The sequence below is a fragment of the Fictibacillus sp. UD genome (genome assembly GCF_043558025.1).
Lineage (GTDB): Bacteria > Bacillota > Bacilli > Bacillales > Fictibacillaceae > Fictibacillus.
Genome location: NZ_JARUHH010000003.1, coordinates 350,062 through 376,898, shown reverse-complemented (window position 1 = coordinate 376,898; position 26,837 = coordinate 350,062). Strand labels below are relative to the sequence as shown.

The 26,837-nt window shown below is 39.3% G+C and carries 26 protein-coding genes; all 26 read left to right on the top strand.

The window, feature by feature from the left end:
* On the top strand, positions 1–424 hold a 424-nt coding region (locus P8610_RS08115), incomplete at its 5' end, for a polysaccharide deacetylase family protein (RefSeq protein WP_394603908.1).
* A gap of 78 nt (positions 425–502) precedes the next feature.
* A complete protein-coding gene (locus tag P8610_RS08110; RefSeq protein ID WP_394603907.1) occupies positions 503–1,744 on the top strand; it encodes a M16 family metallopeptidase in 1,242 nt (413 codons plus the stop codon).
* Between the two features lie 355 nt (positions 1,745–2,099).
* Positions 2,100–2,255 (top strand): hypothetical protein, encoded by a 156-nt coding sequence (locus P8610_RS08105; RefSeq protein WP_394603906.1) that lies wholly within the window; start codon positions 2,100–2,102, stop codon positions 2,253–2,255.
* 182 nt (positions 2,256–2,437) lie between these two features.
* The gene (dpaA, locus tag P8610_RS08100) at positions 2,438–3,331 is read left to right on the top strand and encodes a dipicolinic acid synthetase subunit A (RefSeq protein ID WP_289497630.1); all 894 of its coding nucleotides are present in this window, start codon (positions 2,438–2,440) and stop codon (positions 3,329–3,331) included.
* Between the two features lie 5 nt (positions 3,332–3,336).
* Complete coding sequence (gene dpaB / locus P8610_RS08095; protein ID WP_289495648.1) at positions 3,337–3,924, top strand: dipicolinate synthase subunit B; 588 nt, start codon at positions 3,337–3,339, stop codon at positions 3,922–3,924.
* Between the two features lie 144 nt (positions 3,925–4,068).
* The gene (gene asd / locus P8610_RS08090) at positions 4,069–5,112 is read left to right on the top strand and encodes an aspartate-semialdehyde dehydrogenase (RefSeq protein WP_394603905.1); all 1,044 of its coding nucleotides are present in this window, start codon (positions 4,069–4,071) and stop codon (positions 5,110–5,112) included.
* Between the two features lie 21 nt (positions 5,113–5,133).
* Positions 5,134–6,399: an aspartate kinase gene (gene dapG, locus P8610_RS08085; RefSeq protein WP_394603904.1), complete on the top strand. Its 1,266-nt coding sequence runs from the start codon at positions 5,134–5,136 to the stop codon at positions 6,397–6,399.
* Between the two features lie 12 nt (positions 6,400–6,411).
* Entirely contained in the window at positions 6,412–7,281 is an 870-nt protein-coding gene (gene dapA, locus P8610_RS08080; protein ID WP_394603903.1) for a 4-hydroxy-tetrahydrodipicolinate synthase, read from the top strand.
* A gap of 629 nt (positions 7,282–7,910) precedes the next feature.
* A complete protein-coding gene (locus tag P8610_RS08075) occupies positions 7,911–8,060 on the top strand; it encodes a hypothetical protein (RefSeq protein WP_394603902.1) in 150 nt (49 codons plus the stop codon).
* Positions 8,061–8,246: 186 nt separating this feature from the next.
* Positions 8,247–9,914, top strand: a complete 1,668-nt coding sequence (locus tag P8610_RS08070) for a ribonuclease J (RefSeq protein ID WP_289495644.1) — start codon at positions 8,247–8,249, stop codon at positions 9,912–9,914.
* A 95-nt stretch (positions 9,915–10,009) separates the two neighbouring features.
* The gene (locus P8610_RS08065) at positions 10,010–10,762 is read left to right on the top strand and encodes a ClpP family protease (RefSeq protein WP_394603901.1); all 753 of its coding nucleotides are present in this window, start codon (positions 10,010–10,012) and stop codon (positions 10,760–10,762) included.
* Positions 10,759–10,968, top strand: a complete 210-nt coding sequence (locus P8610_RS08060) for a YlzJ-like family protein (RefSeq protein ID WP_394603900.1) — start codon at positions 10,759–10,761, stop codon at positions 10,966–10,968. Before P8610_RS08065 ends, P8610_RS08060 begins: the two co-directional genes overlap by 4 nt.
* A gap of 119 nt (positions 10,969–11,087) precedes the next feature.
* The gene (locus tag P8610_RS08055) at positions 11,088–13,448 is read left to right on the top strand and encodes a DNA translocase FtsK (RefSeq protein ID WP_394603899.1); all 2,361 of its coding nucleotides are present in this window, start codon (positions 11,088–11,090) and stop codon (positions 13,446–13,448) included.
* Between the two features lie 189 nt (positions 13,449–13,637).
* Positions 13,638–14,363 (top strand): GntR family transcriptional regulator, encoded by a 726-nt coding sequence (locus P8610_RS08050; RefSeq protein WP_289495640.1) that lies wholly within the window; start codon positions 13,638–13,640, stop codon positions 14,361–14,363.
* 88 nt (positions 14,364–14,451) lie between these two features.
* A complete protein-coding gene (locus tag P8610_RS08045; protein WP_394603898.1) occupies positions 14,452–15,519 on the top strand; it encodes a BMP family lipoprotein in 1,068 nt (355 codons plus the stop codon).
* Positions 15,520–15,601: 82 nt separating this feature from the next.
* Positions 15,602–17,128, top strand: a complete 1,527-nt coding sequence (locus tag P8610_RS08040) for an ABC transporter ATP-binding protein (RefSeq protein WP_394603896.1) — start codon at positions 15,602–15,604, stop codon at positions 17,126–17,128.
* The gene (locus P8610_RS08035) at positions 17,118–18,170 is read left to right on the top strand and encodes an ABC transporter permease (protein ID WP_394603895.1); all 1,053 of its coding nucleotides are present in this window, start codon (positions 17,118–17,120) and stop codon (positions 18,168–18,170) included. Before P8610_RS08040 ends, P8610_RS08035 begins: the two co-directional genes overlap by 11 nt.
* A complete protein-coding gene (locus tag P8610_RS08030; RefSeq protein WP_289495636.1) occupies positions 18,170–19,132 on the top strand; it encodes an ABC transporter permease in 963 nt (320 codons plus the stop codon). Before P8610_RS08035 ends, P8610_RS08030 begins: the two co-directional genes overlap by 1 nt.
* 113 nt (positions 19,133–19,245) lie before the next feature.
* A complete protein-coding gene (gene yfmF, locus P8610_RS08025) occupies positions 19,246–20,550 on the top strand; it encodes an EF-P 5-aminopentanol modification-associated protein YfmF (RefSeq protein WP_394603894.1) in 1,305 nt (434 codons plus the stop codon).
* Positions 20,531–21,820, top strand: a complete 1,290-nt coding sequence (gene yfmH, locus P8610_RS08020) for an EF-P 5-aminopentanol modification-associated protein YfmH (RefSeq protein WP_394603893.1) — start codon at positions 20,531–20,533, stop codon at positions 21,818–21,820. Before yfmF ends, yfmH begins: the two co-directional genes overlap by 20 nt.
* 57 nt (positions 21,821–21,877) lie before the next feature.
* Positions 21,878–22,603 (top strand): elongation factor P 5-aminopentanone reductase, encoded by a 726-nt coding sequence (gene ymfI / locus P8610_RS08015; RefSeq protein WP_394603892.1) that lies wholly within the window; start codon positions 21,878–21,880, stop codon positions 22,601–22,603.
* Between the two features lie 69 nt (positions 22,604–22,672).
* A complete protein-coding gene (locus P8610_RS08010; RefSeq protein ID WP_066393818.1) occupies positions 22,673–22,930 on the top strand; it encodes a DUF3243 domain-containing protein in 258 nt (85 codons plus the stop codon).
* A 133-nt stretch (positions 22,931–23,063) separates the two neighbouring features.
* On the top strand, positions 23,064–23,840 hold the full coding sequence (locus P8610_RS08005) for a DUF3388 domain-containing protein (protein ID WP_066240975.1): 777 nt from the start codon (positions 23,064–23,066) through the stop codon (positions 23,838–23,840).
* Positions 23,841–23,858: 18 nt separating this feature from the next.
* Complete coding sequence (locus P8610_RS08000) at positions 23,859–24,722, top strand: helix-turn-helix domain-containing protein (RefSeq protein ID WP_394603891.1); 864 nt, start codon at positions 23,859–23,861, stop codon at positions 24,720–24,722.
* A 42-nt stretch (positions 24,723–24,764) separates the two neighbouring features.
* On the top strand, positions 24,765–25,343 hold the full coding sequence (pgsA, locus tag P8610_RS07995) for a CDP-diacylglycerol--glycerol-3-phosphate 3-phosphatidyltransferase (RefSeq protein WP_394603890.1): 579 nt from the start codon (positions 24,765–24,767) through the stop codon (positions 25,341–25,343).
* A 146-nt stretch (positions 25,344–25,489) separates the two neighbouring features.
* A complete protein-coding gene (locus tag P8610_RS07990; protein WP_394603889.1) occupies positions 25,490–26,731 on the top strand; it encodes a competence/damage-inducible protein A in 1,242 nt (413 codons plus the stop codon).
* The last annotated feature ends 106 nt before the right edge of the window (positions 26,732–26,837 follow it).

Here is a 26,837-nt window from a genome sequence, read left to right as displayed (position 1 = left end):
TGAAATCGGGAATCATGCATACTCGCATCCTGATTTAAAAAAGATGACAAATGCTCGCATTACTGAAGAATTAAAACAAACGAATGAAGTAATACACGCAACGTTGGATCTGTCTCCAAAATGGTTTGCGCCTCCTAGTGGAAGCTATCGCAACGATGTCGTTCAGATTGCATCAGACCTTGATATGAAGACCATTCTTTGGTCGGTTGATACAGTTGATTGGCGAGGTCCAGAGCCTGATGAAATGGTTAAACGCGTACTTGGCAAAGTTCATCCTGGGGCAATGATTCTAATGCATCCAACTGAATCATCTTCAACGGGGTTAGAGAAACTAATCAAAGGAATAAAAGAAAAAGGATATAGCATCGGAACAGTTTCTGATTTGATGGACGAAAAAAGGCTGCTGCCAAAAACCATCAAGTAAAGTTGTGCAGGAGTTGTGATAATGGTATATTGTTCCTATGATTATTGTGGAACAACTGACAGCTAGGGGGAAACAAGTTTGATTAAAAGACATACGTGTTCAAACGGCGTACGAGTCGTTTTGGAAAATATTCCGACCGTTCGTTCTGTAGCGATCGGAGTTTGGATTGGTACGGGTTCAAGGTTTGAGAATACAAAAAACAACGGGATCTCTCATTTCCTAGAGCATATGTTCTTTAAAGGGACAAAAACCAGAAGTGCTAGAGAAATTGCCGAATCATTTGATAGCATAGGCGGCCAAGTTAATGCTTTTACTTCTAAAGAATATACGTGTTATTACGCAAAAGTTTTAGATACACATGCACCTTACGCATTAGAAGTTTTAGCAGATATGTTTTTTAACTCTACCTTTGACGAAGGCGAGCTTTTAAAAGAAAAGAATGTTGTCTTAGAAGAAATCAAAATGTATGAAGATACTCCAGATGATATTGTTCATGACATGCTTAGTCGGGCAAGTTTTCAAAATCATGAACTTGGTTTTCCGATTTTAGGTACTGAAGAGACGCTGAACACGTTTACAGGTAACACTTTACGTGATTATATGAACAGTCATTACGTTCCAGAGGAAGTAGTCATTTCAGTAGCTGGAAATATTGATGAATCATTCATACAACAAGCTGAGAAGTGGTTCGGAAATTATAAAACGAGCAGCATCATAAAGCCTGAAATACAATCTCCTGTTTTTCATCCTGAAAAGCTGGCACGTAAAAAAGAAACCGAACAAGCTCATTTATGTCTTGGCTTTCCTGGACTTTCACTTAAAGACAAACGCAGCTACAGTTTAATTATTCTTAACAACGTATTTGGTTCGAGCATGTCAAGCCGGCTTTTTCAAGAAGTCAGAGAGCAAAGAGGCTTAGCATATTCAGTATTCTCCTATCATTCCGCTTTTCAGGATAATGGAATCTTTACAATTTATGGTGGAACCGCACCGCATCAATTAGATGAATTGTATAATACAATTTTAAATATTGTTGATGATTTGAAAGAGAATGGAATTACAGATAAAGAATTGAAAAACTCGAAAGAACAGATTAAAGGAAACTTGATGCTGAGTCTGGAGAGCACGAACAGTCGAATGAGCCGAAACGGAAAACACGAGCTGATCTTAGGATATCACCGTACGTTAGATGATATGGTGGAATCAATCGATAACGTCTCAAAAGAAGATGTAAATTCATTAATTGAATCCATTTTCAGTGAAGGATGTTCTGCTTCATTAGTAAGTCCTCAAGGAGAACTTCCAAAAGGTCTGCAATAAAATACCGATATATATGTGAAAAATCCGGGATGCCTCCCGGATTTTTTTTATGGCTTCTTTCTAAAAGATTATTGCTTTTTCAATCTTTTTTATTGTCTTCTTTGAACAGTTGATTGTAGTGGAAGGGGGAGACTCCTCGAAAATCAAACTACAAATTTTCTTCGTGCGATGTGTCGCTGCCGTAGCCTTCCTTGTCCTGCGGGACAGGTGGGCAGTCCGAAAAGTGGAAGTGGCTCGTTCAGCCCCGACAAGCAAAAGGTGGATGGTCTAGGAAGGCGCACTTTGCCTTCTCGACCATTTAACTTTTGACCTCGAGGGGCTAGCCACTGCAACTAGACAGGTGAGACACTTAAGAGTGAAACGAACGAATGTGGCTCACCGCCTGCCCCGCGGAAAGCGACCATCTGGAACGGAAATCAACCGCTTCCAAGAGCAAAGCGTTGATATAACGGCCGTCAAAAAAATGGGCTCGATGTTTTCTGAATGCCCCAAACATAGGAGATGCTCATGAATATAATGGTGTTGATTGAAACCTATTGTTCGTGTCAATAGCATTTTATTTCTACTTGAAAGTAAGTTATGCCGTTGTGAAAAGCGTATCTTGTGTAACCAGATAGGCGGGGTATTCATATTATGATGAACGTGGATAGCAATCCCCTGCAATATAGGAACAACGGAGAAAGGGGAGAAAGAATGTTAACGGATTTGCATATCGCTGTTTTTGGCGGCGATGCGAGACAGCTAGAAGTTATTCGGAAATTAACAGAGCTAGATGCTTTACTTACACTTATTGGCTATGATCAACTCGATCATGGATTTACCGGAGCATCAAAGATGGATATAGACGAAGTTGATTTTTCAAAGTTAGATAGCATCATTTTGCCTGTAAGTGGAACCGGGTTGCAGGGGGAGATTGATACCATATTTTCTAATCGCAAAATGATTTTAACAGAAGATCATTTGAAAAAGACAAAAAGTCATTGCCACGTGTTTTCTGGAATCAGTAACCCGTATTTGGACGGTATTACGAAAAATAGCAATAGAAAGCTGACAAAATTGTTTGAGAGAGATGATGTGGCGATCTATAACAGCATTCCTACAGTTGAAGGTACGATCATGATGGTGATTCAGCATACAGACATTACTATTCATCAATCCAATACGGTTGTTTTAGGTTTCGGACGTGTAGGAATGAGTGTAGCACGCACGTTCCAAGCGTTAGGAGCACGTGTAAAAGTAGGAGCTAGAAAGTCAGAACATATGGCTAGAATTTCTGAAATGGGAATGATTCCGTTTCATCTAGATAACTTAAAGAATGAAGTATATGAGACAGATGTTTGCATTAATACCATACCAACACAAATCGTCAACGCAGATGTTATTTCGAAGTTTCCATCACATACACTGATTGTTGATTTGGCATCTAAACCTGGGGGGACTGATTTTAGGTATGCTGAAAAACGCGGGATCAAAGCTCTGCTTGCCCCAGGGTTACCGGGAATTGTCGCTCCTAAAACAGCGGGGAAAATCGTTGCCAATGTACTTTCGCAGCTGTTAATCAATGAATTTAAAAAGCGGAAGGGGTAGTTATCATGAATTTTAAAGGGAAGCATATCGGTTTTGGTCTAACAGGCTCCCATTGTACGTATGATGCCGTATTTCCACAGATTCAAAAACTAGTAGATCTAGGTGCTAACGTTTCTCCGTTCTTCACCCATACGGTTCAGCATACGACTACACGTTTTGGAACAGAAGGAGAATGGGTTGAAAAAATAAAGCTGATCACAGGCAACGATCCTGTTGATTCGATTGTAAAAGCAGAACCATTCGGACCGAAAACTCCACTGGATTGTATGGTAATTGCACCACTTACAGGCAACTCGATAAGCAAGTTTGCAAATGCAATGACTGACTCCCCTGTGTTGATGGGAGCAAAAGCTACACTACGAAATCAAAAACCAGTAGTGCTTGGTATATCCACCAATGATGGTTTAGGATTGAACGGTGTGAATATTATGCGCCTGATGGCAACCAAAAACATTTACTTTATTCCATTCAGTCAAGATGATCCAGTAAAAAAGCAAAATTCCTTAGTGGCTCATATGGATACCCTGATTGAAACCATCGAATATGCACTCGAAGGTAAGCAGCTCCAGCCTGTACTTAGGGTGGCAGATTAAAACAGCAGAAGAAAATCCGTTCATAACGTCAAAGTTTATGATAAAATATGATAAATTATATGGATTATTTAGGAGAAACCGATTCTTGAGTTTCTCCTTCTGTTGTAACTTGCTTACCTTAAACAATAAAGGAGTTAATAAAGTATGAGCCAAAAATCATTTCATGTAGCTGTAGTAGGAGCAACTGGCGCAGTAGGCCAGCAGATGTTAAATACGTTAAGCGAAAAGAATTTTCCGATCAAGAAGCTGTCTCTTCTTGCTAGTAAACGATCTGCAGGACAGGTCATCACATTTAATGGAGAGTCTCATACCATTCAAGAAGCAACACCAGAAGCTTTTGAAGGTGTGGATCTCGCTTTGTTTTCCGCAGGCGGTTCTGTGTCAAAAGCGCTTGCACATGAAGCGGTGAAAAGAGGAGCAATCGTTGTAGATAACACGAGTGCATTCAGAATGGATCCTAATGTACCGCTAGTTGTACCTGAAGTAAACGAACAAGATTTATTAAAACATAGTGGAATCATTGCAAATCCTAACTGTTCAACGATTCAGATGGTTGTAGCACTGCAGCCTCTTCACGAAAAGTATGGACTTAAAAAGGTTATCGTTTCTACGTATCAAGCTGTTTCAGGAGCAGGAGCAAAAGCGGTTGAAGAATTAAAAGAACAATCTAGAGCAATTCTTAACGATGAACCTTTTGAAGCTTCGATCATGCCTTGTGCATCTGATAAAAAACATTATCAAATCGCGTTTAATGCTGTTCCTCAAATTGATAAGTTTGAAGATAACGGGTATACATTTGAAGAATTAAAGATGATGAATGAAACAAAGAAAATCATGCATCTTGAGAACCTTGAGATTGCTGCAACTTGTGTAAGATTGCCAGTTGAAACAGGACACTCTGAATCTTTATATGCAGAGTTCGAGAAAGGCAATCCTTCTGTACAAGAGATAAGAGACCTTTTAATAGCAGCACCAGGAGTAACACTGCAAGATCAGCCTGAAGAGCAGATTTATCCAATGCCTGCATTAGCAGCTGGATTGCCTGACGTATTCGTAGGTAGAATCCGCAAAGACTTAGACCGTGATAATGCCTATCATATGTGGGTTGTGTCAGATAACTTATTAAAAGGAGCGGCTTTCAACTCAGTACAGATTGCAGAAAGCTTAATCAAATTAAATCTGCTTTAATTTTATAAAGAAGGTGCATTCATGAAGATTATCGTTCAAAAATTTGGGGGAACTTCTTTAAAAGATGATACGGGCCGCATTGAAGCAGTCCGTCATATAAAAAAGGCCGTTGATGAAGGATATAAAGTAGTTTGTGTTGTTTCCGCGATGGGGCGTTTTGGTGATCCGTATGCTACAGACACTTTATTAAGTCTTTTAGATGACAAAAACAAAATATCAAATCGAGAACAAGATCTACTTTTATCTTGTGGAGAGATCATCTCTTCTGTCGTATTTTCAGGCTTGTTAAATGCTTCAGGATTATCTGCTGCTGCGTTAACAGGTCCCCAAGCGGGATTCAGGACAAATGACGACTTTTCTAATGCCAGAATTGTAGATATGAAAGTGGATCGGATAAAGTCTGAACTACAGAACAATCAAGTTGTGGTTGTTGCAGGGTTTCAAGGACAGTCCAAAACAGGAGACATCGCAACACTTGGAAGAGGCGGAAGCGACACAAGTGCTTCAGCATTGGGTGCGGCATTAGAAGCAGAGTTTATCGATATTTTTACCGATGTCGAGGGCGTTATGACAGCTGACCCTAGGCTTGTTAAAGACGCAAGACCGCTTTCCGTCGTAACGTATGCAGAAATATGCAATATGGCATATCAAGGAGCTAAAGTCATCCATCCGCGTGCAGTAGAAATTGCCATGCAAGCGAAGATACCGTTAAGAATTCGTTCTACGTACTCAGATCTTCCTGGAACGCTCGTTACTTCAGCAATGAAAGGACCTGCTGGAAAAGACATCCAAGAATCCATCATTACGGGTATCGCACATGTGTCCAACATTACTCAAATAAAAGTATATGCCAACGATGGACAATATGATCTGCATACAAAAGTATTTAAAGCGATGGCCCAAGAACAGATTTCTGTCGATTTTATCAACATCAGTCCAAAAGGTGTTGTATACACGATCATGGAAGAGAAAACCGATTTGGCTCTTAGCAAATTAAAAGAGCTGGGTTATGAACCAGAAGTAAATCGGGAATGTGCCAAAGTATCTGCTGTAGGGGCAGGCATAGCGGGAACACCAGGTGTTACAGCTGCGATCGTTGAATCTCTATCAAGCAAGAACATTCAGATCTTGCAATCGGCCGACTCTCATACTACGATCTGGGTACTCGTTAAAAAAGAAGATCTAATAGAATCGGTAAATGCACTTCATTCTACATTCCGATTAAATGAAGAAGGAATATCAGCAAACCTTCAAGAAATTGTTCAGCAGCAGTTTAATGAGTATTGAGGAGTGAACGAAATGAATTTTGGAAGTATTAGTACTGCGATGGTTACGCCTTTTGACAGCAAAGGCAACATCGATTTTGCACGGACGACAAAGCTTGTAAACCATCTGCTTAACAATGGGACTGACAGCATAGTAGTTGCAGGAACAACAGGTGAGTCACCTACATTAACAACAGAAGAAAAGATTGCGCTTTTTAAGCACGTACTAAAAGTAGTAGATGGCAGAGTACCAGTTATTGCAGGAACTGGAAGTAATAATACGAAAGCATCAATAGATCTTTCAAAGAAAGCTGAAGAAATCGGTGTAGATGCCATCATGATCGTTGCACCGTATTATAATAAACCAAGTCAAGAAGGTATTGTTGCGCATTATAAAGCGATCGCTAATGCGGTTAGTCTTCCGATCATGGCTTATAACATTCCAGGAAGATCTGTTGTATCTTTTTCAGTAGACACAGTACTTCGTTTAGCTGAAGTACCAAACATTGTGGCATTAAAAGATGCAGGCGGTAACTTGGATACGATGAGTGAGATTATTGAAAGAACGTCTGATGACTTTTTGCTTTACTGCGGAGATGATGGATTAACACTTCCTTCTCTGGCAATAGGTAGTGCAGGAATTGTATCAGTGGCTTCTCATGTAATCGGCAATGAGATGAAGGCGATGATTCAAGCATTTCAGAATGGGGAAAACAAAGAAGCTGCAAAACTTCACCGTAAACTTCTGCCTGTAATGCACGAGCTCTTTAAAGCGCCAAGTCCTGCGCCAGTAAAGACTGCATTGCAATTAAAAGGTCTTGATGTTGGTGGTGTAAGACTTCCTTTATTGCCTTTAAACCAAACTGAAAGAGAAGCACTTTCCTTACGATTAAATAGTCTATAAAGAAGCAGACCGGTGTTCCGGTCTGTTTTTTATTTTGTCTATTTTCAAGGCATTACTATTTTATGTAACGTGTTCTTTTATCTGATACAAGTTCGGCTGTTAACGTTCTAAAAGTGTTTCATTTTACGTGAAGCCGTTGTTTCGCTCCTGAAACTTAAAAAAACACAATTTGCTACACGATTTCGTAATAAATCCTTTTGATTTTGATTAAACAGAACAAAAATAGCTGCATATTAGGTTCTTGAGACGGACTTTATCTATACTGGGTGGGGTATCAATACCGATAATTCCTGAAACTTTTGGAATAATACTAGAAATTTCGAATTTAATCCGGCGAGTTTTGGCTATAATCCGGCGAGTCGCTAAATTTCGACAATTACACACTAATCCTATACCCTCATACAAGCACCAATAGGGCATATTAGCTTAAAATGCACTCAGTAAATAAAAATTCCCTTTCGTTTCAACGAGTTAGATTAAGTGACTCTAATCTTTAAAGGTTACATACAGCCTGCAGCAGTTGCGAATCAAAGAGATTGTTGTTTTACAGCCGAATTTGTTAAATGCTCTTTCTAGAGATTGTTGCTTTCAATCCTCATTACTTCTGTGACAGTTGATTGAAGTGCAAAGTGGGAGACTCCTGCGGGACAGGTGGGCAGGTGAGACACTTAAGAGTGAAACGTACAAATGTGGCTCACCGCCTGCCCCGCGGAAAGCGAGCACCTGGAACGGAAATCAACCACTTCCACAAAAACAGCTTTGTTAAAAGATTACATTGATATTTCCTTCGAGATTTTAAGTTTTAAAAAGCAAGCAGCAAGCAGCTGAAATTATTTGATACAGTCATTATTTTTATTTGTCCTTTGCTCAGTCTTGTTTTGTATTCCTCACTTACGGTATAATGATTTTAAGTGACGTGATCGGGTTAACATTTTTTTACATACAACATAGGAGGAATATACACATTGTCAAAACAAAATAAAGATAAAATTAAAGTTTTTGCCCTGGGCGGAGTAGGTGAAATCGGCAAAAACATGTATGTAGTGGACACGGGTGAGGAAATTTTTGTTATGGACTCAGGTCTAATGTTTCCACAGGAGGAAATGCTGGGAATTGATATTGTCATACCAGATGTAACTTACCTGAAGGAAAACCTGGAGCGAGTAACAGGAATCTTTTTAACACATGCTCATGAAGATCATATCGGAGGACTTCCCTACGTTTTAAGACAAGTTCCGGTTCCGGTTTATGGAACACGATTAACATTAGGATTAGTAGAAGCAAAATTAAAAGAAGCAGGACTATTACGTTCAACTGAATTAAATATGATTGAAACGAACCAAAAGCTGTCATTCAATAGTGCAAAGGTGAGTTTCTTCCATGTTAATCATAGTATTCCAGATGCAGTAGGTATTGCAATTCACACGTCACAGGGAATAATTGCAAACACTGGTGATTTCAAGATTGACCATACGCCAATTGATGGACAGCATACAGAATTCGGAAAGATTTCAGCACTGGCTGAAGAAGGCGTTCTCTGCTTGCTTTCAGACAGCACGAATGCAGAGCGTCCAGGTTCTACAGGACCAGAGGCGCAAGTTGGACAAGAGATTTTAGATGTTTTTCAAGCTGCTAAAGGCCGAATTATTATTGCATCGTTCGCATCTAATGTGCATCGTGTACAGCAAGTAATGAATGCTGCTGCAAAGACAAACAGAAAAGTAGCTGTAAACGGAAGAAGTATGGTGAAGGTTGTTGATATTGCTTCACAACTCGGATACCTGACTTTTGAAAAAGATTTGCTTATTACAATCGATCAAGCAAACGATTACAGCGATGAAAAAGTTGTTATACTTACAACAGGCAGTCAAGGTGAATCGATGGCTGCGCTGTCTAGAATGGCACAAAAATCACATAAACAAATCGCACTTCGACCAACTGATACTGTCGTTATTGCCGCTACCCCGATACCTGGTAATGAAACTTCAGTAGCTAAAATGGTAGACAAGTTGATGAGAACAGGTGCAGATGTTATTTTTGGACAGAAAAAAGTTCACGTTTCAGGCCACGGAAGCGCCGAAGAGCTTAAATTTATGCTTAGCATGATGAGACCTAAATATTTTATGCCTGTTCATGGTGAATATAAGATGCAAAAAGCTCATCAAAAATTAGCGATTGAAGTTGGCGTTGAAAAAGACAACATCTTTATTGTTGATAAAGGTGAAGTTGTTGAATTCGCGAATGGAAAAGCTCAAAAAACTGGAAAAGTGCCGTCTGGTAATGTCTTAGTAGATGGGCTTGGAGTAGGCGATATCGGCAACATCGTTCTTCGTGACAGAAAGCTTTTATCACAAGATGGAATTCTAGTAGTCGTTGTAACGATCAGCAAAGATTCTCATCAGCTAATCTCTGGGCCAGAAATAATCTCAAGAGGTTTCGTCTATGTAAGAGAAAGTGAAGCACTCTTGCAAGAAGCGAATACGAAAGTTCGAGATGTGCTCGAAAAATGCATGAACGAAAACATGAAAGAATGGTCAAGTTTAAAATCTAACGTGAGAGATACGTTAAGTCAGTATTTGTTTGAAAAAACGAAAAGAAGACCAATGATCATGCCGATCATTATGGAAATTTAACTCGCTGTTTCAGCGGGTTTTTTTATTTTTTTCTCATATGAATGGAAATAAGGCCCATACTAAGAAGAACCTAACTTAGAAGGGGTATGAATGAAATGGATCAGACACCAGAAACAGAAACACCGCAAACAGATGTACCACCTAAAAAAGATGAAAACAGCTCGGGACTTATACAGAAAATACAATCATTAGGACAAACGAATGTGCCGACAATGGAAGGGTCCAGCATTCATTGTTTAACGATTGTAGGTCAAATAGAAGGACATATGCAGCTGCCGCCTAACAACAAAGCGACAAAATATGAACATTTAATTCCGCAATTAGTAGCGATTGAACAAAATCATAAGATCGAAGGACTTCTTGTAATACTGAATACGGTCGGTGGGGACGTCGAAGCAGGCCTAGCTATTTCAGAAATGATTGCGTCCTTATCAAAACCAAGTGTATCGCTGGTTCTCGGCGGTGGGCATTCAATTGGAGTTCCAATTGCTGTAAGCGCAGATTATTCGTTTATAGCTCCAACTGCCACTATGACGATTCATCCTGTGCGTTTAACAGGTCTAGTAATCGGAGTTCCTCAAACGTTTGAATACTTAGACAAGATGCAAGATCGTGTGATTTCTTTTGTTACGAGCCATTCGAAGATCACCGAAAATCGTTTTAAAGAACTGATGTTTTCTAAAGGGAACCTAACACGAGATATCGGTACAAATGTTATAGGTACAGATGCTGTTAATGATGGACTCATCAATGAGGTCGGTGGTGTTGGACAAGCGATAAAGAAACTGAACGAACTGATTGAGCAGCATAAACAAGACAATAATGATAACAACGGGTTAAAACAATGATCTGGTATACGATGCAGCCTTTTGAATTGATGTTTCCGGAAGAAGGAAACGAACAAACCGCGCAGAATGTTATACTTTATAATAATGTACCTGTACTCGTAGAGCGCATGGGTGATGAAACAAAGATCGTTCAAATTATGAGCACAGATCCCTCTCATTTTTTATTAGAAGAATGTCAACCTGGAATGGTGCTGCGAAACTTTTAAAAGTCACCTTAGAAATATGCTATACTATTTTAAAGCAGCCTTCTTTTTGCAGGGCTGCTTTTCTTTCCATTTTTCTACATACATACAGACATAATATTGCAAGCTTGTGAGGTGATTACATGGCAAAAAACAAAAAAAAGAAAGCAAAGAATAAAGGCAGATGGAAAGAGCAGCTGACATTTGAAATTGCAGGTCTTACGATATTAGCACTCGCTTCGCTCGGACTAGCTAAAATGGGTAATGTCGGAATGGCATTCGTTCATTTACTTCGTTTTTTTAGCGGAGAATGGTATGGGATTTTATTGTTAGCCTGTATTCTTTTATCCTTTTATTTGATTTGGAAAAGAAGCTGGCCTGTATTGTTTTCAAAAAAACTAGCAGGTGTTTATATCTTGTTTTTTTCATTCTTAGTCCTAAGTCATCTGACTTTGTTTGAACATTTAACGAACGGCGGAGATTGGAAAGATGCTTCTGTTATTCGAAACACATGGGATCTGTATTGGATGCAGCTTCAAGGTGAAACTTCTACGAATGATCTTGGCGGTGGTTTAGCTGGAGCTATAGGATTTGCTCTATTTTATTTTTTGTTTGGAGCGGGTGGGACAAAGCTCGTTATCTTTTTTCTGATTATCGGCAGTCTTTTGTTGATTTCAGGAAAATCTCTTTCCGTTTTACTTCAAAAACTCGTGGATATTACAAGTTCATCTTCTGCAAAATTTAAAGAATTCGTTCAGGAGAAGAAACAATCTTTGGCTGAAGAGCGTACGAAAAAAGCAAAAGAAAAGAAAATTCTCAAACCGCCCACTATGGATGATGAAGATGAAACAGAAGAGATCATTATTTCAGAAGAACCTGTTATTGAAGACTTTACAAAAAGGGTTCATCAGACAGAAAGTGGTGTGCAACTTAAATTCGTTCCGCAAGTGTACGGTGATGCTGAAGAGACGAAAAGTACAGAAGACAAGGATAAAACTCATGATGAACCGGTTCCATCACCTCTTCCAGCTAATTTTGGTGATGAAGTCATTCAGAACGAACATTACCAGCTACCTACGATGAAACATTTAAGAACACCTCAAAACAGCGGCCAGCATAAAGATAAACAATATGCTGCGAGTAAGAGCAACGCTAAGAAGCTGGAAAAAACGTTTGAGAGCTTCGGGGTAAAAGCAAAGGTTCTTAAAGTACACTTAGGACCTGCTGTTACAAAGTATGAGGTTTATCCGGATGTTGGTGTAAAGGTAAGCAAGATTGTAAACTTATCAGATGATCTTGCATTAGCATTAGCAGCAAAAGATATCCGAATCGAAGCACCGATTCCAGGAAAATCAGCAGTAGGAATAGAGGTTCCTAACCAGGAGATTTCTATGGTAACACTAAGAGAAGTGCTTGAAGCTCCTCAATTTTCAGGTCAGCAGTCACCACTTGCTATCGGCCTTGGAAGAGATATTTCAGGTGAACCGATTATTGCAGATCTGTCCAGAATGCCCCATCTGCTTGTAGCCGGAGCAACCGGCAGCGGGAAGAGTGTGTGTGTTAATGGAATAATTACGAGTATTTTGATGAGAGCAAAACCTCATGAAGTAAAAATGATGATGATTGATCCAAAGATGGTAGAGTTAAATATGTATAATGGAATACCACATCTTTTAGCACCAGTCGTAACAGAGCCAAAAAAGGCAGCTCAAGCTTTAAAAAGAGTGGTATCTGAAATGGAACGAAGATATGAACTGTTTTCTCATAGTGGAACACGGAACATAGAAGGCTACAATGAATCCATTCGTAAGCAAAACGCTAAAGGGGATGCCAAACAGCCATTTTTACCTTATATTGTCGTAATCGTTGATGAACTTGCTGATCTGATGATGGTTGCTTCAGGGGATGTTGAAGATGCGATTACACGCCTAGCCCAGATGGCTCGTGCAGCAGGTATCCATTTAATAATTGCCACTCAGCGGCCATCAGTAGATGTTATTACAGGTGTTATTAAAGCAAACATTCCATCAAGAATCGCTTTTAGTGTATCTTCTCAAACAGATTCTAGGACAATCCTTGATATGGGTGGTGCAGAGAAGCTGTTAGGCAGAGGGGATATGCTGTTCTTCCCATCAGGTGCTTCAAAACCTGTTCGTGTTCAGGGGGCGTTCCTTTCTGACGAGGAGGTAGAAGCTATTGTTGAACATTGTGTTACTCAGCAAAGAGCTCAATATCAAACAGAAATGATTCCAACAGAGGAAGCAGAACCTGCTGTAATGGAATCTGAAGATGAATTATTCGGAGATGCAGTTCGACTCGTCGTTGATATGCAAACGGCATCTGTCTCTATGCTGCAAAGAAGGTTCCGGATCGGATATTCAAGGGCAGCAAGGCTCATTGATTCAATGGAATCAAAAGGGATCGTCGGTCCATATGAAGGATCGAAACCTCGTGAAGTATTGATATCAGCGATGCCGGACGAAAAAGAAGCATCCAGTTCATAGGAAAACGGGCTCTACGGGGCTCGTTTTCTTTTGTTTATGTCATATTTTTCTAATAATGTTAAATCCAAAGAATACCTATTAAAAATATGTAAAATTAGTATTTATTTATAGAACTAAAAATGGTATAGTAATGTCGATTCTACTAATAATTTGTCATACGTCGAACAACTAGTTAAGGTGGTTTATGTAATGTCCATAAAAGCTGACCATCGCTTGTTATATATTAAAGTGATTGAAAAGTTAAAAAAAGATATTGAAGAAGGTATTTATAAAGAAGGAGAAAAACTTCCTTCAGAGTTTGAACTCTCTAAACAGCTTGGAATTTCAAGGGCTACGTTGCGTGAGGCACTTCGTATTTTGGAAGATGAAAACGTACTCATTCGCAAACACGGTGTCGGTACATTTGTCAGAACGCGTGCTTTGTTCTCATCTGGGATTGAAGAATTATACAGCGTTACCGATATGATAGAAAGAGGCGGAAAGAAAGCGGGTACGATTTTTCTATCATCACAAATGACGGATGTAACAGATGAACTACTAAGTAAGTTTAATGATTCTTTACCAGATGGTCTTATGATGATGGAACGTGTTCGTACAGCAGATGGAGAACCTGTTGTATTCTGTAAGGATCATATGCCAGCACATCTGTTTCCGGCAAAAGGTCTGCATGATTATGAATCCTTTTTAGAGATGTTAGAAAAGGAAACAGGCAGACGCGTTATGTATGCGGTAACAAACATTGAACCGATCGGCTATCATGACCGCATCTCAGAAATTCTCGAAAGTGATGCACAAGTGCCGTTACTAATTTTAAGGCAGATGCACTATGATCAGTTTGATGAACCTGTACTCTATTCTTGCAACTACTTTAGATCTGATAAGTTTTTATTCTCTGTTTTAAGAAAGCGCTTATAATTAAAGTCTTTTTTAGGGGGTGATCGGTACTTTTTTGCAGCATTGGTTTTAGTCATTAAAATGAAAACATTTACAGGGGGAAAATGACTTGAAAAAGAAATTAGGATTGATGGTAACTGCAATGTTAACTGCCGGTACGATTCTTGCCGGATGTGGATCTTCTGATGAAGGGAAATCTTCTGGCGGAGGAGACAAAAAAGACTTTAAAGTAGCGATGGTAACTGATACTGGCGGTGTAGACGATAAGTCTTTCAACCAGTCAGCTTGGGAAGGTTTAACGAAGTTTGGTAAAGATAATAGCTTAGAAGAAAATAAAGGTTACAAATACTTACAATCAACGGCGCAAAGTGATTACAAGCCAAACTTGAACTCTTTAATCCGACAAAAATACGATGTTGTTTTTGGAATTGGTTTCTTAATGGGAACAGATGTAGAAACAGTTGCTAAACAACAGCCCGATGCAAAACTTGCTATTGTTGATATGGTTGTAAAAGGTGACAACGTAGCAAACATTACGTTCTCAGAGCATGAAGGTTCATTCTTGGTAGGTCTAGTAGCTGGGATGCAATCAAAAACGAACAAAGTAGGTTTCGTTGGTGGTGTTAACAGTGAACTGATCAAAAAGTTCGAAAACGGATTTAAAGCGGGAGTATTAACTGCAAACCCTGATGCTGAAGTGATGGTTCAATATGCAGAAGACTTCAACAAAGCTGAAAAAGGACAACAGATCGCTAACACGTTCTATCAGCAAGGCGCTGACGTAATCTATCACGCAGCTGGTGGAACAGGTATGGGTGTGTTCACTGAAGCGAAAAACCGTAAGAAAAATGGTGAAGATGTTTGGGTAATCGGTGTTGACCGTGACCAACATGAAGAAGGTATGCCTGAGAATGTAACACTAACTTCAATGGTTAAACGTGTTGACCAAGCGGTTTATGAAGTTTCTGAGCAGGCGATGAATGGTGAGTTCCCAGGTGGAAAGATCGTAGAATTCGGTCTTAAAGAAGACGGAGTAGGTATCGCTCCAACTCAAGATAACGTTGAGAAAGATGCGCTTAAATCAGTTGAAGATTTCAAAAAGAAAATTATCGATGGAGAAGTAAAAGTTCCTAAAACAGACGCTGAGTTTGAAGAGTTTAAAAAGAACTTAAAGTAATTCTATGAAGCTAGCTTAATATTAGGCCAGGACTTGGCAGAAGCCAAGTCCTTCCTTATGTACATAAGGGGGGAGAGCAAAGATGGAATATGTAATTGATATGCGTAATATTCGTAAAGAATTTCCCGGAATCGTAGCGAACGATGACATAACGCTTCAAGTGAAAAAGGGTGAAATCCATGCCCTTCTTGGGGAGAACGGTGCAGGAAAATCCACGTTAATGAACGTTTTGTTCGGTCTTTACGAGCCAGAACAAGGGGAAATCTTTGTAAAAGGAAATAAAGTGGTGAACAATGATCCGAATATTGCCAACTCGCTTGGTATTGGGATGGTTCATCAGCACTTTATGCTCGTTGATAAATTTACTGTTACTGAAAATATTATTTTAGGAAAAGAACCTACAAAAGGCGGAAAAGTAGATTTACAGACTGCTGCTAAAGAAGTGAAGGCTCTTTCTGATCAATATGGTCTTCGAGTAGATCCTTACGCGAAGATTGAAGACATCTCTGTTGGTATGCAGCAGCGTGTTGAAATTTTGAAAACGCTTTATAGAGGTGCAGACATTCTTATTTTTGATGAGCCAACAGCCGTGTTGACTCCTCAAGAGATTGTAGAGCTCATTCAAATCATGAAAAAGCTTGTAAGCGAAGGTAAATCGATAATCCTTATCACTCATAAACTGAAAGAAATTATGGAAGTTTGTGACCGGTGTACGGTTATAAGAAGAGGAAGAGGCGTAGGGACGGTAAATGTTAGTGATTCTAATCCGGATTCATTGGCAGCAATGATGGTTGGCCGTGAAGTGAATTTTAAAGTTAATAAAATAGATGCAGAGCCAAAAGAAGCTGTATTGAAGATTCAAGACCTTGTCGTTCATGATAGCAGAAAAGTTCCTGCGGTAAACGGATTAAACCTGACTGTACATGCTGGTGAAATCGTAGGAATCGCGGGTGTTGACGGGAACGGACAATCTGAATTGTTAGAAGCGATCACGGGGCTTCACAAAGTTCACGAGGGATCTATACATCTTCGCGATAAAGAGATAACGAATAAATCTCCTAGAAGTGTAACAGAGAACGGACTGAGCCATATTCCGCAAGACAGACACAAGCACGGACTTGTATTGGACTTTTCAGTTGGTGAGAACATGGTTCTTCAAACATACTACCAAAAGCCTTATTCCAAATCAGGAATACTTAACTTTAAACCGATCTTTGATAAAGCGAAAAAGTTAATTGATGAGTACGATGTGCGAACGCCTGATGCGTATACTCCTGCAAGAGCTTTATCAGGGGGAAATCAGCAAAAAGCGATCATCGCAAGAGAAGTAGATCGTGATCCGGATTTTCTAATCGCAGCTCAGCCGACACGCGGTTTAGATGTTGGAGCCATCGAGTTCATCCATTCTAAACTGATCGAACAAAGAGACAATGGCAAAGCAGTACTGCTCGTTTCATTCGAGTTGGATGAGATCATCAACGTAAGTGACCGAATCGCTGTTATGTATGAAGGAAAGATCGTTGCGATCGTAAACCCGAAAGAAACAACAGAACAAGAACTTGGTTTACTGATGGCAGGAGGAAAGAGGGGTACAGTTCATGCAGAATAATATTAACAAAATGAAATTTCTAGTGCCTCTTATCTCTGTATTATTAGGACTGCTTATCGGTGGCATCATCATGTTAATTAGCGGATATCCTCCAATTGAAGCGTATGCTGCATTGTTTGAAGGTATCTTTGGCGGCTCCTACTATATGGGTGAAACGATAAGACAGATGTCACCTCTTATTCTATCAGGACTGGCTGTAGCGTTTGCCTTTCGTACAGGATTGTTCAATATTGGTGTTGAAGGTCAGCTTTTAGTTGGCTGGCTGGCAGCTGTATACGTAGGGGTATTTGTTGATGCACCTGCAATCATTCATATTCCGCTAGCTGTACTAGCTGCAGGTGCAGCTGGTGCATTATGGGGATCTGTTCCTGGTATCTTGAAAGCGCGTTTTAAAGTGCATGAAGTTATTACAACGATCATGATGAACTATATCGCACTCTATAGCACGAACGAAATTATCCGTAATTTCATGCTTGCTCCAGGTGAGCGGACGGAGAACGTAAAAGAATCTGCTTCTTTAGCTTCACCGTTTCTGCAAGAGCTAACTGATAATTCTACACTTCACTTTGGAATTATCGTAGCAATCGTTGCAGCAGTTATTATGTGGTTCTTATTATGGAGAACAACTTTAGGTTATGAGCTTCGTGCAGTAGGATTCAACCAGCATGCATCTCAATACGCTGGAATTAATGTTTCTAAAAATATCGTCCTTTCCATGGCGATCTCAGGAGCATTTGCAGGAATTGCAGGAAGTATGGAAGGCTTAGGCACTTATCAATATATGACGATTAATGCTGGATTTACTGGAGTAGGATTTGACGGGATCGCCGTTGCACTTCTAGGTGCGAACAGTGCGATCGGTGTAATTTTAGGTGCTGCACTGTTCGGTGGATTAAAGATTGGTGCACTGAATATGCAAGCTATGGCAGGTGTTCCAACTGAACTTGTTGGAATTGTTATCGCTTTAATCATCTTCTTTGTTGCGTGCAGTTATCTTGTTCATTGGTTGATGAACCGTGTGAACAAAGGAGGTAAGATCTGATGAGTTTTATGGATATTCTAGCACTAATCATACCTGCTGCGATCGTGTCAGCTGCGCCTTTAATCTTTACCGCTCTTGGTGGTGTTTTTAGTGAACGTTCAGGAGTCGTAAATATCGGATTAGAAGGTCTTATGCTTTTTGGTGCATTTACAGGAGCCGTAACAATTTATTACGGTGAACAGTTTGGATTAGATGGAGCAGCACCATGGGTTAGTTTTATTGTTGCTATGATCGTAGGAGCACTTTTTGCATCTATTCATGCAGTCGCAAGTATCTCTTTAAAAGCAGATCAAGTTGTTAGTGGTGTAGCCATTAACTTTTTAGCTGCAGGTCTAGCGATCTTCTTGACGAAAAAGATCTTTAATGCAGGACAAACACCTGTTATTTCAGAACGTATCTCAAAAAGTGATATTCCATTCTTGTCAGATATTCCGATTATCGGAAAACTATTTTTCTCAAATGCTTATCTGACTTCTTATCTAGCAGTATTTGTAGCCTTAATCGTTTGGTATGTTCTTTACAAAACACCATTTGGTCTTCGTCTTCGATCTGTAGGAGAACACCCGATGGCTGCAGATACGATGGGGATAAACGTTAAAAAGATGCGTTATGTTGGGGTTTTATTAAGTGGAGCTCTTGCTGGACTCGGTGGAGCTGTTTATGTGGCTTCTATTTCAGGTAACTTCACGCACTCCACGATTACGGGGCAAGGTTTCATGGCACTTGCTGCCATGATCTTTGGTAAATGGCATCCACTTGGTGCTTTAGGAGCTGCTTTATTCTTCGGTCTCGCTCAAGCAATCAGTATCTCAGGAGCGCAGATTCCAGGCCTGCAAGACATTCCGAAAGTATTCTTGCTTATCGCTCCGTACGTTCTTACAATATTAGCTTTGGCTGGTCTAGTAGGACGTGCTGACGCACCTAAAGCATTAGGTACTCCTTACGAAAAAGGAAAACGATAATAAAAAAGTCTGCCTATAGGCGGACTTTTTTTCTTTTACAAGAAGGAATGTCATGCCACGTATCGAAAATGGGTAAACTAGGATATAGGCTATAATGAAAGGGGTACTTATTCATGGGAATAGTTAACCATAAAAAAACAGATCTTCATGGTATGACTGTACATACGATTGAAACAAAAAAGTATAAGACGACTTCGTTTATTCTTCAAATTAAAGAAGCCATCAATGAGAAGAACGTAACAAAGAGGGCATTGTTGGCTTATGTATTGCAGAGCGGTACGAAAGATTTTCCATCTTCAAAAGAGCTTAGGAGTGCTCTTGATGACCTTTATGGAGCTACCCTTTCAGCGGATCTTTCAAAAAAAGGTGAAAATCAAGTGATCAGCATCCGAATGGAAGTCGCCAACGAAAAGTTTTTATCTAATTCCGAACCCGTTTTAGATAAAGCGTTTCATTTATTATCTCAAGTATTATTAGCACCTGCAGTCGAAAATGATGTTTTTAAAGAAGGTATTGTAAAGAAAGAAAAACGCAGCCTCAAACAGCAAATCGAATCCATCTATGATGACAAGATGAGATATGCGAATAAACGCCTATTAGAAGAGATGTATGAATCTGAACCATATCGTTTAAACGTTTATGGGAATGAGAATGAAGTTGATGGTATTACACCAAAAGATTTATTTGATTATTATCAAGAAGTTGTACAAAACGATAAAGTAGATCTTTATGTAATAGGCGACATTTCAACAGATGAAATGGTGGAAAAAGTAAAAAAGCACTTCCGCTTCTCTAAAGACCGTAATGAAAAAGAAGAGCAAGCTTCAGCAGCAAAAGACGAAAAAAGAATTTCAGATATAAAGGAAATCTTTGAAGAACAAGATGTGCAGCAAGGAAAGCTGCATATGGGTTACAGAACATATACCACTTATGGTGATCCAGACTATTTTGCTCTTCAAGTGTTTAACGGTATTTTCGGAGGATTCTCACACTCCAAATTATTTATGAACGTACGTGAAAAAGAAAGTCTCGCGTATTATGCGGCTTCCCGATTTGAAAGCCATAAAGGGGCTGTTTTCGTAATGAGCGGAATTGAAACAGGTAACTATGAGAAGGCTGTTAAGATCATTAAAGAACAGCATGAAGAGATCAAGAACGGTAACATAACTGATGCTGAATTCGATCAAACAAAAGCAATGATCAACAATCAGGTGCTAGAAACCATCGACCACCCGATCGGCTTATCTGAAGTACTGTACCATAACGTTGTTGCAGGTACGAATCGATCTATTGAAGAATGGATGGAAGGAATTAAGAGTGTAACTAAAGAGGACGTTGTGAAAGTAGCTGAAAAAGTAAAGCTCGATACCATTTTCTTTTTGAAAGGAGCAGCCACAAATGGGAATGAAAACGTTTGATCAATTAGATGAAACCCTCCATTTTGAAGAACTTCAGAATGGATTAAAAGTGTATGTGTTAGAAAAGAAAGGGTTCAATAAAACGTATGCTACCTTCACCACACATTATGGTTCGGTAGATAATCATTTTAAGCCGCTTGGTAAGAATGAAGACGTAAAAGTACCAGATGGCATTGCCCATTTTCTTGAACACAAGCTTTTTGAAAAAGAACATGGAGATGTATTCCAAGATTTCAGCAAGCAAGGTGCATCAGCAAACGCTTTTACGACCTTTAACAGAACAGCTTACCTTTTTTCAACTACAGGTGACGTGAAAAAGAACTTAACGACGCTGATCGACTTTGTTCAAGAGCCTTATTTCACAGAAAAAACCGTTGAAAAGGAAAAAGGAATCATCGGTCAAGAAATTAGAATGTACGATGATAACCCTGACTGGCGCGTTTACTTTGGCCTGATTGAAAACATGTATCATCATCATCCTGTTAAGATCGATATTGCAGGCACAGAAAAATCAATCGCTAAGATTACGAAGGATGACCTTTATGAATGCTATGAGACATTCTATCATCCGAGCAACATGATTTTATTTATCGTTGGCCCCGTAAATGCTGAAGATATTCTAAACTTTGTAAAAGACAACCAATCAAAAAAAACATTCAAAGAAAAAGCTCCTATCGAGAGATTCTTTGATGAAGAACCTGCAACGGTTGCCAAAGAGAAAAAAGTAATCGAGATGACTGTTCAAACACCAAAGTGCTATATGGGATATAAGGAAGCAGCACCGAACAGAAAAGGCAAAGAACTTATGCGACATGAGCTCTGTGTCAACCTGCTTTTAGAAATGATGTTTGGAAAAAGTTCACCGAATTATGAAACGTTGTATGAGGAAGGATTGATCGATCAGACATTCTCTTTCGATTATACTGAAGAAAACGGATTTGGTTTCAGTATGCTTGGCGGGGATACACAGTCTCCAGATGAATTCGTCCAAAGAATCTCTGACATGGTAGAGGCATTTAAAGAGCAGCCGATTGCGGAAGATTCATTTGAACGTGCTCGTAAAAAGAAGATCGGAGCCTTTTTAAGGTCGTTAAATTCTCCTGAATTCATCGCAAATCAATTTACTCGTTATGCTTTCAATGAGATGGATTTATTTGATGTGATCCCTGTATTTGAATCACTGAAAGTAAGCGATGTAGAAGAAGTTCTTCAGAATCACTTTAAAAAAGATGCGTTGACGGTTTGCCAAGTTCGAAAAAAGAAGTCATAATGATTTAAAAAACATCCTAGTGTTTAGGATGTTTTTTTTAGCAATGAGGGATTACCATTGAAAAAAGTACTTATTACAGGAGCTACTGGGGCCATTGGAAATAAAATCAGTCATATGTTAGCTTCTCAAGGATTTCAGTTATTTTTACACTACCATTCAAATGAAGCAGCTGCCAAAAAGCTGCAAAACGAGTTAATAAAAACATACAATAGTCATGTTTCTATTGTTTCCGCCGATCTGTCTCACTCAGAAGGTCCACAACACTTGTTGTCACAAATTCAAGAACCGATTGATGTATTCGTCTATAATTGCGGTGCGTCTCATTACGGACTGCTTACAGACTTTACCGAACGGTCCATCGCAGAAACGATGCAGCTGCATCTTTTAAGTGCGATATCACTTTCGAAAGCGCTTATTCCTTCAATGATTCAAAAAAAATCAGGCAAGATCATCATGATTTCTTCTGTTTGGGGTGAAGTAGGTGCTGCCTGTGAGACAGTCTATTCTGCTGCTAAAGGCGGTCTGAATGCGTTCGTAAAGGCACTTTCAAAAGAAGTAGCACCTAGTCAGATCCAAGTTAACTGTGTTTCACCTGGAGTCATAGCAACTCCGATGCTGAATCAATTTTCAGAAGAAGAAAAACGCGAACTTGCAGAAGATATACCAGCAGGTCGCTTTGGTGAACCTGATGAAGTGGCACATGCGGTTGAGTTTTTAATAAGCAACAAATCAGATTACATATCTGGTCATGTCCTCTCGATAAATGGATCGTGGTATACGTAAAAAAACATGTATAAAAAGGTTAAAACTAAGAGATATTAATGCTGTATCAACCTTGAAGGAGGAGACAGCATGTCTGTATTAGACAACTTTGGTCAATGGAAAGATTTCTTGGCAGAACGCTTAAATCACGCGGAGCACGAAGGTATGAACCACGATACGATCTCAAACTTAGCAACTGAGATCGGTGGGTACTTAGCGAACCACGTTGAACCAAAAAACGAGGAAGAAAAAGTTCTTGCCGATCTTTGGAAAGTGGCCGATGAAAATGAAAGACACGCCATTGCTAACATGATGGTCAAGTTAGTTCAAAACGACGGAAGCCGCTAATGGTGAAGGATGTTAAGATTTTTTTCTTAACATCCTTTTATTTTGCTTTCATAATAAATTGAAATCATTTATTATTAGTTACAAGAATAAATGTAGAATTTTGTTTCATTTTGAAAGAATAAGGAGATGAATTATGGGAGAGCAAGAATGGTATTTAGAGTATGAGATACATAAAAACCGGCCGGGTCTCCTAGGGGATATATCATCCTTATTGGGTATGCTTGGAATTAATATCATTACGATTAATGGTGTGGATAACGAGCGCCGTGGAATGCTTCTGATTATCGATAACGAAGAAAAGATTAACCGTCTGAAATCGATTTTAGATTCCATGGATAACATTACGGTAACCAAGTTCCGCAAACCAAAGCTTCGTGACAGGCTTGCTGTTAGACATGGCAGGTACATCGAACGCGATGCAGATGACAAAAAAACGTTTCGCTTTATTCGGGATGAGCTTGGTATATTGGTTGACTTTTTAGCTGAATTATATAAAGTTGAAGGACATAAATTAATCGGCGTAAGAGGCATGCCGCGTGTAGGAAAGACAGAAAGTATCGTAGCATCGAGTGTCTGTGCGAATAAGCGGTGGGTCTTTATTTCATCGACTTTATTGCGCCAAACTGTTAGAAACATGCTCGCAGACGATGAATACGACTCTGATCATGTTTTTATTATCGATGGTGCAGTTTCTGCACGCAACATGAACGATAAGCATTGGCAGCTCATACGAGAGATCATGAGACTTCCTGCAGCGAAAGTTGTGGAGCATCCTGATCTTTTTGTTCAGCAAACAGAATATACTCTTGATGATTTTGACTATATCATCGAGCTGAAAAGTCATCGTGATGAAGAAATTACATATGAAGCTCTGAAACAAGATCAAACAGGATTCGGAAATTTAGAATGACGTAAGTGGGTGGGAAGGTTGACAGAACTCGGTAAGCTATTAAAAGAAAAACGTGAAGAAAAAGGAATGTCCCTTGAAGAACTTCAAACAGCAACTAAAATACAAAAGCGGTATTTAGTGGCGATTGAAGAAGGAAAATATGAGGTGCTTCCAGGGGCATTTTATGCTAGAGCCTTTATCAAAAACTATTGTGAAGCTGTAGGACTGCATTATGAGATGATTTTTGATGAATACTCACATGAGATACCAAAATCTGCAAAAGAACCAGCGACGGAGTTTGAACCACGCTCAAAGAGAGATAGAGCTGGCGTTGCAGAAGACAGTCCTTTATTAAAGAGGCTGATTCCGATTATTCTAGCAGGTGTATTAATCGTGTTTGTCTTATTTATTGTATGGAAGTTTCTTCTTCCTGATGGGAATGATCAGGCTAAGAGCGGGAATGAAGCTCCAGGTGTTTTGGTAGACGAAGATAAGGACAAGCCTAAGAAAAAAGAAAATCCGAAAAAAGAAGATATAAAAGATGAGGAAAAAGAAGAACCTGCACAAAAAGAAGAACCGAAAAAACAAACGTTAACGAAACTCGAAACTAACGGTAAAGTAACAACTTATGAATTAAGTGATACAGATCAGATGGTCGTCGAGTTAACTGCATCAGGTCCAAGTTATGTAGGTATTCAAGATGAAACGAAAAAAAGCTATTTCAATAATCAGCTGAAAAAAGGTCAGACAGAAACATTTGATCTTTCGTCAGCAAAAGAGGCAACACTAAATATTGGCGCATCTCACGTTACATCGATTAAGATAAACGGAGAAGCTTTCACTTATCCTGTACCACCTTCTGACCTTGTTCACCAAAAGATTGTGATCAAAAAGATTCAGTAAGGTTGCAGATATTGATTTTGACCGTATTTTGGAGGAATTGCAGTGAATTTACCAAACAAGATTACTATTTCTAGAATTTTTTTAATTCCGCTTTTTATGATCGTTCTTTTAGGCGGATTTGATTGGGGTACATGGGAGTTAGCAGGACAAGAACTGCCTGTCACTCATTTTGCAGCTGCTCTGATCTTTATATTTGCATCCAGCACAGACTGGGTAGATGGATATTATGCACGTAAATACAATCTAGTAACAAACTTAGGGAAATTTTTAGATCCTCTTGCAGATAAACTTCTTGTGTCTGCTGCCCTTATTGGTTTAGTTGAACTAGGTTTTGCTCCTGCCTGGATGGTCATCGTAATTCTCAGCCGTGAATTTGCGGTAACAGGAATACGTGCTGTCGCTTCTGCAGAGGGCGAAGTAATCGCAGCAGGGCAGATGGGTAAGTTGAAGATGTGGATACAAATTATTGCAATATCCGCTCTATTGCTTCATAATTTACCGTTCGCATGGATCGGATTGCCGTTTGCAACCATTAGCTTATGGGCGGCAACATTAATTACTCTCTACTCTGGGTGGGAGTATTTTGTAAACAGCAAACACATTTTATTAAAATCTAAGTAATGACAAAAAACAGGAGCAAAATACTCCTGTTTTTTTAATCGGTGTTGATAAAATGTTTAAAAAGGGGAACAAAATACTGCGTTTTTACAGATGTTACGGTTTGGAACTCTTGAAATCACAGATTACAATTAGGGAGAGTGTATGAGATGAACGCAGAAATTATTGCAGTTGGAAGCGAGCTTTTATTAGGGCAGATCGTCAATACGAATGCTCAATTTATTTCTAAAGGACTTGCTGATATTGGCGTGAACGTTTTTTACCATACTGTGGCGGGAGACAATCAGAATCGCCTCACATCCGTCATTCAAACAGCAAAATCTCGTTCAAATCTGCTCATTTTTACTGGTGGTCTCGGTCCGACAAAAGATGATCTAACAAAAGAAACGGTTGCGAATGTCTTTCAAAAAGAATTGGTTCATGATGAAGTCTCATTAACTTACATAACCAACTATTTTCTGCAAACAAACAGAGAGATGACACCGAACAATAAAAAACAAGCTTTAATCATCAAAGACTCTACAATACTCCCAAATGACAACGGAATGGCACCAGGTATGGCATTTATACATGAAGACGTCACGTGTATTCTTTTGCCTGGTCCGCCGAGTGAAATGAGACCGATGTTTAACAAGTATGCAATCCCATATCTTCATTCCAGGTTAGATGTTCATACAAAATTGCATTCCCGTGTCTTAAGGTTTTTTGGAATCGGTGAATCTGTATTAGAAACAAAGCTGCAAGATTTAATTGAGAAACAGAGTAATCCGACCATCGCACCTCTTGCTTCAGAACATGAAGTAACGATTCGTCTGACTGCTTCTCATTCTGATGAATCAACAGCAAGAAAGCTTCTGGACGACACAGAACAAGAAATTCTTAAGAGGGCAGGCTCCTATCTTTACGGTTATGATGATGATACTTTGGAGAGGCAAACGCTAAATACTCTCCAAAAGCATAATCTGACGGTCGCTTCAGCAGAAAGTTTAACAGGCGGACTGTTCAGCAAGGCCGTTACTGATTTGCCTGGTGCGTCTTCTGTTTATAGCGGAGGTGTTGTTGTATATTCAACCGCTCTAAAACAATCGATGCTTCGTTTACCTGATACAATTGTTGAAAAGCATGGTGTAGTTAGTATTGAATGTGCAAAGTGGATGGCAGAAGAGATTAGAAAACAAACAAAAGCAGATTATGGTATTAGCTTTACAGGAGTCGCCGGTCCGGAAGAACAGGAAGAAAAGCCAGCAGGTACAGTTTTTATTGCAATATCTGATAAAGATCAAACTTCCTCCTTTTCTTTAAAACTAGCAGGTTCTAGAAAAAGTATCAGAGAAAAAACGGTTAAGTATGGATTTCGCTACTTGAATCAATTGGTCAAAAAAGGTCAATAAAAAAATCGAATAAATGTTCGTAAAATGATTGGCAAATTGATAAAAAAGAGATATGATAGAGAAGTAGCAAAGAACAGAATTAATGAAATAAAAATACATGGAAAAT